This is a genomic window from Parabacteroides sp. MSK.9.14 (assembly GCF_019041495.1).
In the GTDB taxonomy this organism is placed as follows: Bacteria; Bacteroidota; Bacteroidia; order Bacteroidales; family Tannerellaceae; genus Parabacteroides; species Parabacteroides merdae.
Genome location: NZ_JAHPXO010000015.1, coordinates 46,611 through 61,478, shown reverse-complemented (window position 1 = coordinate 61,478; position 14,868 = coordinate 46,611). Strand labels below are relative to the sequence as shown.

Below are 14,868 nucleotides of genomic sequence, written 5' to 3'. Positions count from 1 at the left end.
GGATTTATTTATTGTTCAATGCTTCCACAATTTGTTCACGGGAGATCCGGATTGCCGGAAGGCCGGCGCTCAGCAGATTCAACAGCAGAGTGAAGAAAAGGGCGGCAGCAAACAGGACAGGCTTGAAAAGCATCTCGAAAGTAACCACTGTATCCTTTGTCAAAAGGAACGACTTGCCGAGTTGGAGCAAGATAACAGACAGGACGATTCCGATCAAGCCCCCGATCAGAGTGATAATCAGATTCTCGCATAAGACCTGCGTCAACAGACGTCCTTTCGTTGCCCCGAACGCTTTACGAAGCCCCACCTCGGAGCGGCGTTTTTGAACGGACGATTGGACGACACCTGTCAGGTTCAATGTCGGCACCAACAACAGGAACAACAACAAAGGAGCCGTTTGCGTCAGATATTCTTTCCATCCCCTCCGGATACCTCCGTCCATATCATTCGATCCCAACGCTACGTCCAAGCGGGAAAACACGAAGTTCATTCCTAAGACAAACTCACGGCCGGCAGCATTATAACGGCTGACCGCTTGTTTGATTTCCGCACGGATCGCCTCGAAATCACTTGCCGAATAAGCTAGGATAACCCCTTGGAAACTACCGCAGACACCACCGCACGACCTACCGTTCACATAATTCGTATTGCTGGTATAGGGAACCCAAACATCCGCATAAGCACTGTTGGCTGCCCGCGTCGGAGCTTCCACCACTCCCGTAACGGCATACGGCACATAGCCCATCAACACCTCTTTTCCGATCGGGTCTTCCGATCCGAAAAGCTTGCGGGCCAACGTATTCGTAATGACCACACGAGGCAAGCCGGAAATGAAATCCGCCTCCGTAAACGGTTTGCCGGAAATGAAGCGGAAATCAAAGACCTTCCAGAAACCGGGATCGGTATACTTTATCACATACTCCTCGAACAGCTGGCGGTCCGACAGCGAGACGATCACCTTGCCACTCGCTATCGCCGTCACCGCTTCGGGGGTTTGAAGCGGATAAAGACATTCCTTCACGACACCATCGGACATGGCGGTCGAATTCCGGGTTTCACTATCCCGTGAATCTGCCCGTATCCCCATGATATAAAGCATCCTGTCCCGGTTCGACTCCGGTCGAAAACCGACCAGCTTGATTTGGAACTGGAGAATCACCACCAGTATCATCGCAATCGAAAGTGCCGTTCCAAGAATCGAGATCACACTGGTAAGGCGATTCTCCTTCAACATCTGGATAGCTTGTTTAAAATACTGTCTGAACATGAGAAAAGATATTTACGATTTATAATTTATGATTTCTTGCTTATGGCCAATGATGAACATCCCATAAATCTTTTCATTCATAATGCAAAGCCTCCGCCGGATTCATCTTTGCAATCCTGCGTGCCGGGAACCAGATACCGAGCCAGATCATACCGGCCAGCAACAGGCAACTGCTTCCGAAAGTGACAAGAAAACGCCACCAGGTGTAAGCCAATCGGTCTGTGTCCGGCAAATCGAAATAAAGCATATTGAATATAAACACCAAAACCACCGGAATCGTAAAGATCAGCAAGAAAAGACCTTCTACGTTCAAAAAACATTTCAATGTGCCACGGGAAGCACCAAGAGCCGAACGAAGTCCCATTTCACCGCGGCGATACTGCGTACGGAGCCAAAATGTGCCGACAATACCGAAAAAGACATTCACCAGCATAAAACCGACAAGAGCTATTTTCTTCTTCAGATTGTCTATACTGCTTTTCAGTATAACCGGACGTTGTTCCTCCAACGGGATGACACTCGATACATACAGGTTATTCACTGACAGCCGTTCACCCATTTTCTCCAGGAAACTATCCATATCTTCCATACGAAACCCGTTTCTCATGCGGACCAGACAGTCCATATTTTGAGGCTTTGCATCGGAAGCTGATTTGGCAATATCTTCGTCAGTCCTCATCAAATAATAGAAGCAAGGTTCGCTTTTCACATATTCGTTCTGACGGATGGGAGAGGTAACGGCAGCAACCGTTTCGGAAGTCGTACTCTTGGAACCCCATTTCACCTGCTTACCTTTGCCGGACTGCCCTTGGAAGAAATCAGTCTCCATATCCCCCGATATGACAATATCGCCTGTACTTTCCTCCACGATCGGACGTATCGGACGGCCCTCCCTGTCACTAATCCGCAAGACATCGAAATAAGAAACAGTCACATTAAACATCTGGTAATAATTGGCCTTTACGCTTGTATCAGCATCCGCCCGTACCAACTGGGACCAACTGTTCGACCAGGTATACGGACAAGAATTCATCGCCAAACATATTTCATCCACCTGCGAAGCCCGACGGATGTTGTCAACCAAACGGACCAGATCTTCTCCATCGGTAGTCGTAAGCAACGAATCCGGGACATATCCCGGTATTTCAGGGCTCATCTTGCCGATATTCACCTTATAAACATTCGTTATATCGAAACCCAACGGCTTGTAATAGGTATACAGATTCACTAACAAAGAATCCATCATAATACATAACACGGCAAAAACCAATAATAGTTCCACAAATATCCAACCGTTATTCCGCCGTTGATGCCAGATTATTTTCAATATGTGCTTGATCATCGTCTTCTTAATTTATAAGTTAAACTATTCTCCGTCTTTCAGGGATATGACAATTTTCTGACGGGCAATGCGCATCGCCGGTATGCCTGCCGAAAGCAGATTCAGCAGTAAGCTGAAAAACAAAGCCAATAAAAACACAGCCGGCTGGAAAATCATATCCCCGCTTAAAGCCGTATCACGGCTTTGTAGCAAAAAATCTTTGCAAACAGGCAAAAGCAACAGGGAAAGGAGCAGACCAACCAGACCGCCGATCAACGTAATCACACTGTTCTCGTACAATATCTGGCGAACCAACACGCCGTAAGTCGCTCCAAATGCTTTACGCACTCCCATCTCCGCACGTCGTTTTTGCACGGCAGACTGTGTTACACCCAACAGGTTCAAAGCAGGCACAAGCAGCAGAAACAACAAAAGGCTACCAGTTTCCAAAAGATAATCTTTCACATCCACCTTACGTTGCCCGATCGAACCGATCGCTATGTCAAAACGTGTAATAGGATTCTCGAAGAAATTAATCTTCGCATCCTGCTTCATCCCGTTATAACGTTCTATCTGCTTCAACAATTCATGCCGGATCGCTTCGAAATCACGGCTGTCCTTTGCCAACAGGCAGATAGAAAACCAGCCGGCCATATTTTCGGAACTGGTATTCGTCATCAGGATACGGTCGGTCGTATAGGGGACCCACACGTCACCGAAAGCCGTATCGGCGGCACGGCTGACGTCTTTCACCACACCGCAAACCGTATAGGTTGTCAAATCGATTATCACAGTTTTTCCTACAACGTCTGTCGTTCCGTATAATTTCCGGGCCACACTCTCGGACACGACTGCTTGTGTAATCCCCGAATCAAAATCCGCTTGCGTAAATGGTTTACCGGTCAGAAAACGGAAAGAAAAGACTTTCCAGAAACCGGTGTCCGTATATTTGATCTGATATCCTTTATACATCCGTTTCCCTGGTATGGATAAAGGCTTCAACTGCATGGCATAACCAGAAACCGCTTCCGGTATCTCCAATGAATAGAAACATTCCTTCACTGCTTCAGGAGACATGTTTCCCCGGTTCCATCCATTACTGGTCTTCACTTCCGTCCCACTATCCACATACATCATCCGGTCGCGGTTGTTCTCCGGATAAAAATTGGCGAACTGTATCTGGAACACCAGGACTACCACCATAATCATAGCAATGGAGATGGCTGTACCCGCTATGGAAATGACACTGACAAGACGATTCTCCTTCAGCATCTGAATGGATTGCTTGATATATTGCTTGATCATAAAACTTACTATTACACGTTAATCTTCTATTTTCAATTTGTTCTTGTCTTTATAAGCGTTCATGTCCGAGACAATGACCTGCTCACCTTCCTGCAGGCCACTAACCACTTCTACATATTCGAAATTACTGTCTCCCAACTGCACTTTGCGTTTCAACAACTGGTTTCCGTTTACGACAAAGAGTTCGTATTCTCCTTTTCCCACATAATAAGAAGAGTTGGCAATGCGGAGCACATCGTCTTTCACAGCATTCATCACATAGACATCGGTCTTTAAACCGGAACGAAGACGCTTATGATTGTCTTCCTCCAATTGGACCGTGAAAGAGATCACGCCGTTCTTCGACAAAGGAGTAACATCGCTGACCGTCCCGTCCAGTTTTTCACTGCCGATCTTGATAACCGCCTTACTGCCGGCAGCAATACGGTCTCCGTAGGTATCGGCAATCTCACCTTCGATCTTGAAATGAGACAAGTCGGAAACGATTGCCACCTTCGCTCCCTGGCCTATCTGCGAGCCGATCTCGTTGTTCACATAGGTCAGGATCGCCTTACGAGGTGAACGGATTTGGGCATCTTCCAACGTACGCCGAGTTTCGGCAAGGCTTTTACGGAAGATATTCAGTTCCAGCTCTTTTACTTTCAGATCCGCTTCGGCCAGCGCCTGTTCGTTCTTATATTTCTGCTCGTCTTCCTTCAGTTTGAGGATACTCACATTATAATCGAGTTCCACCTGGCGGACTTTATCGGTCGTACCGGCTCCCAAGCTGTCTAAATAGCGTTCGTTACGGAGTTCGACCGCTTTACGATCCAGCTCCATGCGGGAGACTTTCAGGTTCATTTCCATTTCCGAAAGTTTGTTGTGGTTCGTCACGCGTTGCTGTTCCAGTTGCAGGCTCTTCATCTGTTCCTCGTCCAACTGCTTGTTATATTCCGTCTCGGCGCTCTGCAAATCCAGTTTCAGGATAGGCGTGCCGACATCGACCGAATCCCCGCCTCGCTTATACACCTCCACAATACGAGAGTTGATCGGTGAATTGATGATTTCCTCAAACGCGGGGATCACTTTGCCAGACGCACTGACCGAAACTTCTATCACTCCCTTATCGACTGTCGAAATATTGAGGTCTTTCCGTTTAAGGCTGGTCTGAAGCATGGAGATCACGACTACGATCAGGACGATAAAACCGCCGACAGCTGTCCCTATCCTGATAAACTGTTTACGTTGCTCCTTTCTCTGTACTTCTTTTGAAATCTCTCTGTCCATATTTAATATTGCTTTAATTCTTCTTTTCCCGGCATTTCTACCTTGACGGCTTTCACAGGACAAACTCCGTGCCAAAAACATAAATCATTGATTATATGGGAATACACTTCAAAACAAGTGTTCAATATCGGACAGTGTGTTCGGTTTTGAGAAAACTTTTCCATCCCGGTTGTTGTTTATTCGTAACAAATTAAAACGATAAATTATGAACACTAAAATTTCAGTCTTTACGATCTTCGTGGGGTTCGCCCTGCTCTTTGCCGGCTGTAGCAAAGACGACGAAAACATACCGGGCGGCATCGAACCTCCTAAAACCATCCTGGACGCTTTCAATGCCAAATATCCGGATGCCCGCGACACAGAATGGACAGTCAATGACGATTATTATGTAATTGACTTTGAAAACAACTCGCTCGATAACACCGCCTGGTTCGACCATCTCGGAGTATGGGCCATGATTAAGACGGACTTGCCGCTTAACCAGTTGCCTACGGCTATCTCGAACGATATCAAACAAGGCAAATATGCCGGTTGGAAGATCGAGGAAGCCGATACCATCGGCAGAGCCGGAATGGGAACCGTATATAAAGTAGAAGTAGAAAAGGCAGAACAGGAGACCGACCTGTATTACACTTTATACGGCGACCTGATCAAAGCGGTCGATAATGCTAAAGATGATGTTGACCGACCTATCTCCGTCCCCGAAAAAGTGGCCGACCTGATGGAACTGACCTTCCAGGGAGCTGAGTTGCTGGATATAGAAAACACGACTTTCGGTGTACAGTTGGCAATCCTCGACGGGAAGACTTTAAAGATTGTCGAATTAACCCAGATATATACATGGAAAAGTACGACCTGGAAAGTTTCAGAGCAGGAAGTCCCGACAGTTATCATGGATGCATTCAAGGCTTCCGAATACGGAAATGACCAAGTGGAATCCATTTACATGTTTACCGATGCCAACGGTGCATTCCACAAATTCAATGTCATCCACAACGGGCAGGCCGTAACGGTCGAGTTCGATGTGTTTGGAAATATCGTTACCAACAAATAAAAAACAGATAGGCATCGGATTCATAACGGATACCTGCCCGTTTCCAATCCGATGCCTATTCGCTTTTATCGGGATGATCACGAAATTCGACTTATTCGCTGATCAGTTCTATTTTTGCACTTTTCACACCCGAAGCAGAGGCTTCGAAGACAATGACACCCGGTGTTTCTTCTGTCTGTACGACTGCCGTCAGCTGTCCTTTGAAAAGGGACATCTGCGGAGCTTGGAAAGATTCGAGTGACGAAGGATCACCGTTAGCGGCCGCACGATAAGAACCGGAACCGCGGACGTTGAACTTCACCTTGTGGGTGGCGTCGGGACAAAGGTTACCGTTCTTGTCGACAACACGGACATTGATAAAAGAGAGATCCTTGCCATCGGCTTTCAGGCGGTCGCGGTCAGCAGTCAGTTCGATATGATGAGGCTTGCCGGCTGTATGAACTTCCTCTTCGGCAACAGCATTGCCATCCTTGTCATAAGCAACCACTTTCAAGGTTCCCGGCTCGTATTTCGTATCCATCCACATCAGGCGGTAACGTTTCTGGCGCTCGAAGCTCTTTTGGGCGGCCTCCGTATAGCTGCTGTCCAATTCAACACTCAGATCTTTCGTACGTTTTCCTTGACTCTTACCGTTGATAAACAGCTCGGCAGAAGGGTAATTCGTGTACACAAATACAGGCGTCACCTCCCCTTCACGTCCCGGCCAGGTCCAATGAGGCAGGATATGCAACGTACGTGCCGTTTTGTTCCAATGGCTACGATACAGATAGAAACGATCCTTCGGAATACCCGCAAGGTCAATGATGCCGAACAGGGAACTATGACTTGGCCAATCCGTATAATAAGGAGTCGGTTCACCCAAATAGTCGAAGCCAGTCCACACAAACTCACCGATACAATACGGTAAATCTTCATGCTGGATAAAGTCGTCTTCCGGAAGATTGGACCAGCCGCAATGTTCCACGTCGTAAGAGGAAGCTTGGTGGTCATCGTATTTCGCCATCGCCTTGCGTTCGACCGGGAATTTATAAACGCCGCGGGAACTTACTGTCGAGGCTGTTTCGCTGCCTAAAACGATCCGCTGCGGCAACTTCTTATAGTTTATCTTGTACTTGAAAGGACGATAGTTGAAACCGGCCACATCCATCACGGCTGCAAAATTATTGTTGACCACGGCATCAGGAGCATCCATTCCCTGAGTTACCGGACGTGTCGGATCTTCACGATGGCAGATATCCTGCAACCATTTGGCAATCTTGCAATCCCCTTCGTTCCACTGGTTGGGCACTTCGTTACCGATACACCACATGACAACGCTCGGGTTGTTGCGAAAATTATGAAGCAGGTTCACAAGGTCTTTCTCCGCCCATTCATCGAAGAGCAGATTATAACCGTTCTTGCATTTAGCCACATTCCATTCGTCAAAACTCTCCGCCATGATCATCATACCCATTTCGTCACAAGCCCTTATCAATTCAGGAGCAGGCATATTGTGGGAAGTACGGATCGCATTACACCCCATGTCTTTCAGGATCCGTATCTGGCGACGGATAGCAGCATCGTTGACGGCCGCCCCCAACGGACCGAGATCGTGGTGATTGCAAACGCCCTTAAAGACAGTACGCTTACCATTTAGGAAGAAACCCTTATCCGGGATTATCTCAATCGAGCGGATACCGAAAGGAGTTGTATAAATATCCTTCAGCTTGTCGCCTTCATACAGACGGGTTTCCGCAGAATACAATGCAGGCATTTCAGGAGACCATAAAGACGGGGCTTGGATGACAAACTCCTGCTCTGCCTGATTGTTGTTATATTTCATCTGCGCAAGAGAAGTGCGGACAGCCGTCAGCTTCTGCTTGTTCGGATTCCACACGCTGGTTTCCACGCTATATTTGGCGGGATCGGCGCCTTCGGGAAGCACCACTTTGGTGCGCACGTTCACTTTAGCAAACTTCTCATTTACCGAAGGAGTCGTGATATAGGTACCCCAAACCGGAATATAGGCGTCTTCGGTAATGATCAGATGAACATTCCGGTAAAGTCCGGCACCTGGATACCAGCGGGAAGATTCCGGCAGGTTTTCCAAACGTACAGCCAACGTGTTCTTCTCGCCCGGCTTCAGATATTTCGTGATATCGAAGTGGAAGGAGTTGTAACCATACGGCCAATAACCGACCTTTTGTCCATTGATATAGACATTGGCATGGCTCATCGCCCCGTCAAACAGGATCGTTGCCCGCTTGCCTGCCTGAAACTGCGGAACGTCGAACTCGGTGCGATACCAACCCACACCGACAAACGGCAACCCGCCGGTACGTCCTGCATGCTCCATCGCTTCCTTCTGGCCGTCCTGCGAGATAGCGACCTCCTGTTTGTCGTTCAGGGAACTGAAAGGGCCGTAGATCGCCCAATCATGGGGGACAGTCACGGACTGCCACTTACTGTCATCGAAAGCTGGCTTTATAAACTCATTGTTGTCTTCGCGGGTGAACTTCCAGTTTTTTTCCAACAGAAGCTCACTCCGTCCTTGTGCCGACAATGCCGACACGCACCCAAACAAGCCTACCAAAGCTGCAAAATAGATTCTTTTCATTCGTATTAATTGTTTTTTGTAGTACTTAGCGCAACAAAAATAATTAAATTTGCAACCTTTACAAACTAAATCTGCATTTTACAAGACATGTTGTTACAATTACTATTCGTTTTAATTGCAATTATCATCGGAGCCCGTCTCGGCGGTATCGGTTTAGGAGTATTAGGTGGCTTAGGACTGGCCATCCTCACTTTCGTATTCGGCTTGGAACCGACTTCCCCTCCCATCGATGTAATGCTGATGATCGTTGCCGTCATCGCCGCTGCCAGTTGCATGCAGGCAGCCGGCGGACTGGACCTGATGGTGAAGTGGGCGGAAAAATTGCTGCGCAAGAATCCCTCCAAGATTACGCTCCTAAGCCCGTTGGTTACTTATATCTTCACATTTATTGCGGGAACGGGACATGTGGCTTATTCGGTCCTTCCCGTGATAGCGGAAGTGGCAACGGAAACAAAGATACGTCCCGAACGGCCGTTGGGGATTGCTGTGATCGCGTCTCAGCAGGCAATTACGGCCAGCCCGATCTCGGCGGCAACCGTAGCATTGCTCAGTATGTTGTCGGGACATAATATATCATTGATGGACATTCTGATGATCTCCGTTCCCTGCACGTTGATCGGTGTCCTGGTAGGAGCATTCTGCTCGCTACATGTCGGAAAGGAACTGGCGGAAGACCCCGAATACCTGCGCCGTGTCGCAAACGAGGAATTCACAAGTGACAAATATAGGGCGAAAGGAGTCGAAAACCATCATGCAGCCCTCCTGTCGGTGATTATATTCATAGCAGCGACAATCGGTATCGTCTTGTTCGGCTCGATGACAGAACTGCGCCCTTGGTTCAGCCTGCCCGATGGCAGTCTCCGACAAATGCAGATGGCGCATATCATCGAGATTCTGATGCTCTCGGCTGCCGCCCTTATCCTGCTCGTCACCCGGACAGACGGGATAAAAGCCGTACAAGGTTCCGTCTTCTCCGCCGGTATGCAAGCAGTCGTCGCGATTTTCGGTATCGCCTGGATGGGTGATACCTTTATCGGTGGGAACATGGCGGAACTGAAAGGCTCGATCGAACATATCGTAACAGAAATGCCATGGCTTTTCGGTCTGGCCCTGTTCGTGATGTCCATACTTTTGTTCAGCCAGGCAGCAACCATCCGTGCCATGTTGCCGTTAGGAATCGCCCTCGGAATCTCTCCTTATATGCTAATCGCCCTTTTCCCGGCAGTCAATGGCTACTTCTTCATTCCCAACTATCCGACCGTGGTCGCCGCCATCAACTTCGACCGTACTGGAACGACGCATATCGGCAAATATGTCCTAAACCATTCGTTCATGATGCCGGGACTGGTCGCTACCGGAGTGTCGGTGGCGTTGGGACTGTTGATGATCCAGTTGTTTTAATGTAGAGATCTTTTGTCACTTCCAAGCGATATCAAACATCAAAGGTTATGACAAAAGTACTTCCCTTGCCGACTTCGCTGTCCACACGAATCGTGCCGCCGTGGGCTTCGACAAAGTCTTTACTGATGGCAAGACCGAGGCCGCTTCCCTGTACTTTCGTGCCGGGAACGCGGAAATAACGGTCAAAGATACTCTGATGGTAACGCGGGTCAATTCCTTTCCCAAAGTCCTGCACGAATATTTCCACTTTCTTGTCCACCTGATGCGCACCGATAACGATACGGCCATTCTCCGGCGTGTAGTGGATGGCGTTGGAAAGGAGGTTCGTGAGTACCCAGGCGATCTTCTCACTGTCTACAAAGAGCTTGGATATTTTTTCAGGATACTCCACTTCGATATGGCAATTGAAGCGCTCCGCCTGCACACGGTTCGCCTTGATCGCATAATCGATCAGTTCAATCGGCTTCGTGATCTTCGGATTCAGTTGCAACTTGCCTGCCTCCACCTGTGTCATTTTCAACAATTCACCGGTAATTTCGAGCAGGCGGTCGCTGCTTTCTCGAATACTTCCGGCAAGCGCGATCTGCTCATCGTTCATATCTCCTATACGTTTATCCTCCAACAATTTGAGACTCATAAGAATAGCAGAGATCGGGGTTTTCAATTCATGGGAGATAGTAGAGATAAAAGTCGTCTTGGCAGAGTCTAACTCTTTGAACTCGGTAATATTTTTCAGGAGGATCACATCGCCCGCATACTCTGTCTCACGTCCATCACCATCCATCACATGGATCGGGATATATTTGGCCTGAAAATAGCTTTCCTTATCATCTGCATAGATCTTTAAAGGCTCCTTTTTCTTGTCGTGCTGTATCAGTTCGCGTACCAGCCGGCGCAGCAAGTCGTTTTTCAACGCCAGTTCGGTAGCAGACTTTCCCATCACGTTCTCACGTTTCAGATTCAGGATGGTGAGCGCCTCATCATTAGCAAAAAGAATGGAACGGTCCCGATCGAGCCCGATTATCGGTTCAGTGATGCTGTTGACAATCGCTTCAATATATTTTTTGGCCTGGATAATGTCAGCCAACGTGCTCTTCCTGTATTCCGTCAAGCGTTCCGCCATCCGGTTGAACGAGGAGGCAACTTCGGCAAACTCCTGGTTATCGCCCAAGTCGAGTCTCTTTTCGTAATTGTGGTTGGCAATCTCCAAGATCCCGTCGGTCAGTTTACGGATCGGCGACGTAATGGAACGGGGCAAGCGGATCAGGAAAGCAAAAGCAATCAGGACACAAGCCACCGCGATAATGCAAATCCATAACAATGCTTGGTCCGCCGTACGCTCGGCTACCTTGCTTTTCCGGTAGATCGTCGCCATATTCAGACTCATGATATCGTTGAGTGCCATCCTGACACGCTGTATAGTCGTATCGTTCAGGTCCCGGTGCATCGCCTCGTATTGTGCGACCAGATGCGCCGTCGCCACATTCTCGTCGATCTCCGTGATATTCTTCTGCTGCAAATCCAAGTTCTTTTCAAACTCCGCACGTGCCTGCGGATCGTTCTTGATCCGTTCGAGAGCATCCAGCATCCGGCGAGAATAAAGAAGCGAATTATAATTATCCGCCAAGATATTCTGCGTGTCGGAAGACATATCCGTAATATTCTGCACAGCCAGCCCGCCCAGCAGAACGATCATCGTAAACAAAAGGCCGATCCCGAAGGTCAGTTTCGTTTTTATTTTCAGTCTTAAGAACTTATCCATACGCTTATGCTATTATTATCAGGTCAATATTCAACTGCAACAAACTGTCCAGCAACATCCTGTATCAGAAAACCGACAGCACCCGGTACGACTCGTCTACACCGGCAGTCATACCGATGCAGACTTTGAATATGCATCTTCCAACCGGGGATTCCAAAATGCATTCGACACTCTCAACACACCAGCGCCTTTTCGCCCTACCGCCAATTCTATTTCACAATCAAAGGCCATATTCTTCGATCTTCCTGTAGAGGGTCGTCAAGCCGATACCTAACAGGCGGGAGGTTTCCGTCTTGTTGCCGTTGGTATACTTCAATACCTTTTGAATATGCATCTTCTCTACGCCGTCAAGGTCGAAGCCGGAATAGCTGCTGTCGGTATTATCTTGAGGGTTCTGTATTGTGAGCGGCAAGGTGTCTGCAGTCAAGGTGTCTCCATCGGAGATAATGAGGCTGCGCTCCACGACATTGCGCAGTTCACGGACATTCCCTTTCCAAGGATACCGTTTCAAGATACGGACATAGTCCGGCGAGATCGTGCGGATGGTCTTTCCTATCTTGGAAGACAGTGCGGAAACAAACGCCTCGACATGCAGAGGAATGTCGTCCACCCGTTCGCGGAGCGGCGGCAGGTGAATATGGAAAACAGAAAGCCTGTAAAACAAGTCCTCACGAAAATGACCGTCGGCAATTTCTTTTGCTAAGTCACGGTTGGTGGCGGCTATCACACGCACATTCACTTTGACAGGTTTCGTGTCTCCAATCTTGAGGAATTCACCGGTTTCGAGAATACGGAGCAACTTGGCCTGAAGATCGAACGCCATCTCACCGATCTCGTCGAGAAAGATCGTGCCGTTGTCCGCTTCCTCAAACAGTCCTTTCGTCTCTTTGAGTGCACCGGTGAAAGCTCCCGCCTTATGCCCGAACATCTCGCTTTCCAACAGGTCGCGACTGAAAGAGGAGCAGTTGATAGCGACAAAGGCTTTATCACTGCGGGAACTGTGCTGGTGGATGGACTGTGCAAACACTTCTTTGCCAGTCCCGGTCTCTCCGGTGAGCAAGACGGGAACATCCGTGGCGGCAACCTTGCGTGCCAAAGAAACAGCCTCCTCTATAGCAGGCGAACGGCCGATGACAGTGGCAAACGAATACTGTTTGCCTACAGCCTTCTGCTGGCTGTAGGCAACGGTAGCCTTTTCCATCGCCTTTGCAATCAAGGGAAGGATTTTATTGTTGTCGTCACCTTTGGTGATATAGTCAAACGCACCGTTCTTGATAGCTTGTACTCCGTCGGGGATATTACCGTGGGCCGTAAGCAAGATCACTTCCGAAAGGGGACGCAGGCGTTTCAGTTCAGAGACAAGCTCCACACCGCTCCCGTCTGGCAGGCAAACATCACAGAGCACCACTTCGGGATCGTTCTGTTCGAGCTGCTTGATACCTACTTTGCAGTTGGTTGCTTGGAACACTTCATAACCTTCCAGCCCGATAATACGGGACAGGAGGCTTAAAATTTGCTTCTCATCATCGATAATCAATACTTTTCCCATCTTCTTATTCTGCTATGAGGAAGCAAATATAGCATATTATTCAGAGGTGTCCATTATTTCCCCTACTTTCATACTACCTTAATTATAGTTTAATTATTTGCAAATATTCTAAACCCAGTACTAGTTATGTGTAATAAATATTACATTCGCTAAAATTGTCTACAAAATGAAAAAAGTTCTATTAGTTGCAGTCTCCGTACTGCTTGTCTGCACTTCTTGTGTAACGAAAAAAAAGTATCTGCTAGCCGAAAACGGACGCCTGGAAGCCATTGCCCGGGGAGACGACCTGCAGAATCAGCTTGTAAACTGCCGTGACAACAACGACGGCCTCACTTCACGTCTTGCTTCACTTGAACGGGATACCACCCGCATGGGCAAGAACATCCGCAACTATCAAAGCATGCTCAACACCAACATGACGGAGCAGGAAAAATTGAATTCACTCCTGAGCCAGAAGATGAACGAACTGGATGAACGCGAACGGACGATCAACGAACTACAGGATATGATCAATGCACAGACTGAACGGGTACAGAACTTGCTCAACAGTGTAAAGGATGCCCTCCTGGGTTTCAGTAGCGACGAACTGACCGTCCGCGAAAAAGACGGAAAAGTCTACGTTGCCATGTCAGACAAACTTCTTTTCGAATCGGGAAGCGCCCGTGTCGACAAGCGTGGCAAGGAGGCTTTGGCCAAACTCGCCGAAGTCCTTAACAAACAATCCGACATCGACGTTTATATCGAAGGGCACACCGATAGCAAGCCGATCAACACCGCCCAGTTTAAAGACAACTGGGATCTCAGTGTCATCCGCGCCACTTCGGTCGTCCGCATCCTGACAAAGGACTACGGTGTCAAACCTTTGCAGATACAACCTTGCGGCCGCGGCGAATTCATGCCTGTTGCCGACAATGAGACAGCCGACGGCCGTGCTAAAAACCGCCGTACCGAAATCATCATGGCTCCGAAGCTGGATAAGTTATATCAAATGTTGAACCAATAGCACTCATAGGAAGGCAGCTACCGCGATTTGTCCGTTACCTTTGTTTCTTTCAAAAGTAACGGACAAATTTAACAAAAAGCAAGCAAGTTTTCTCGTGAAAACCCTTATTCCAGCAGGATTCCGACCCCCATCTGCACGGTATCGAGACCCAGGTATCAGAGGAACCGAGATCCGGGTCTCAAAAAGAATAGATAGGTAGTTACTTAAAAATAAGCTATATGCTTTGATAAAAAATGTGCTTGTCTTTATGATAATATGATAGTGGAAAAACAACCATCATGCCTCCTATCATTTTTTGTACACCTTAATATTCAATCGGCAGAAGGCAAAGTATGATAGTATGA

Annotated in this window: 10 protein-coding genes; 3 read left to right on the top strand and 7 right to left on the bottom strand. The window is 48.1% G+C overall.

Annotated elements, in window-relative coordinates; translation table 11 throughout:
• Positions 1-4: 4 nt before the first annotated feature.
• The 4 genes from KTG12_RS09745 to KTG12_RS09730 all read right to left on the bottom strand — a co-directional run bounded on the left by KTG12_RS09745 (position 5) and on the right by KTG12_RS09730 (position 5,159).
• Entirely contained in the window at positions 5-1,267 is a 1,263-nt protein-coding gene (locus KTG12_RS09745; RefSeq protein WP_046452142.1) for an ABC transporter permease, read from the bottom strand.
• Between the two features lie 73 nt (positions 1,268-1,340).
• Entirely contained in the window at positions 1,341-2,609 is a 1,269-nt protein-coding gene (locus KTG12_RS09740; protein ID WP_122342824.1) for an ABC transporter permease, read from the bottom strand.
• Positions 2,610-2,633: 24 nt separating this feature from the next.
• Positions 2,634-3,893: an ABC transporter permease gene (locus KTG12_RS09735; RefSeq protein ID WP_005651031.1), complete on the bottom strand. Its 1,260-nt coding sequence runs from the start codon at positions 3,891-3,893 to the stop codon at positions 2,634-2,636.
• Between the two features lie 18 nt (positions 3,894-3,911).
• Positions 3,912-5,159 carry an efflux RND transporter periplasmic adaptor subunit gene (locus tag KTG12_RS09730; protein ID WP_122203784.1) on the bottom strand — a complete coding sequence of 416 codons (1,248 nt, stop codon included), beginning with the start codon at positions 5,157-5,159 and terminating at the stop codon, positions 3,912-3,914.
• 205 nt (positions 5,160-5,364) lie between these two features.
• Here KTG12_RS09730 and KTG12_RS09725 point away from each other — a divergent pair, with 205 nt between their 5' ends.
• Positions 5,365-6,213: a PepSY-like domain-containing protein gene (locus KTG12_RS09725; protein ID WP_005636303.1), complete on the top strand. Its 849-nt coding sequence runs from the start codon at positions 5,365-5,367 to the stop codon at positions 6,211-6,213.
• 91 nt (positions 6,214-6,304) lie between these two features.
• On the opposite strand, the gene galB is transcribed toward KTG12_RS09725, so the two are convergent.
• Positions 6,305-8,809, bottom strand: a complete 2,505-nt coding sequence (galB, locus tag KTG12_RS09720; RefSeq protein ID WP_005636301.1) for a beta-galactosidase GalB — start codon at positions 8,807-8,809, stop codon at positions 6,305-6,307.
• Positions 8,810-8,896: 87 nt separating this feature from the next.
• Between galB and KTG12_RS09715 the strand changes: the two genes are divergently transcribed.
• Entirely contained in the window at positions 8,897-10,210 is a 1,314-nt protein-coding gene (locus KTG12_RS09715; RefSeq protein WP_122115876.1) for an anaerobic C4-dicarboxylate transporter family protein, read from the top strand.
• 31 nt (positions 10,211-10,241) lie between these two features.
• On the opposite strand, the gene KTG12_RS09710 is transcribed toward KTG12_RS09715, so the two are convergent.
• Positions 10,242-11,972 (bottom strand): ATP-binding protein, encoded by a 1,731-nt coding sequence (locus tag KTG12_RS09710; RefSeq protein WP_046452146.1) that lies wholly within the window; start codon positions 11,970-11,972, stop codon positions 10,242-10,244.
• 220 nt (positions 11,973-12,192) lie between these two features.
• The gene (locus KTG12_RS09705) at positions 12,193-13,521 is read right to left on the bottom strand and encodes a sigma-54 dependent transcriptional regulator (RefSeq protein WP_005636291.1); all 1,329 of its coding nucleotides are present in this window, start codon (positions 13,519-13,521) and stop codon (positions 12,193-12,195) included.
• Positions 13,522-13,687: 166 nt separating this feature from the next.
• On the opposite strand from KTG12_RS09705, the gene KTG12_RS09700 reads away from it, so the two are divergent.
• Complete coding sequence (locus KTG12_RS09700; RefSeq protein WP_005636289.1) at positions 13,688-14,524, top strand: OmpA family protein; 837 nt, start codon at positions 13,688-13,690, stop codon at positions 14,522-14,524.
• Positions 14,525-14,868 lie beyond the last annotated feature (344 nt).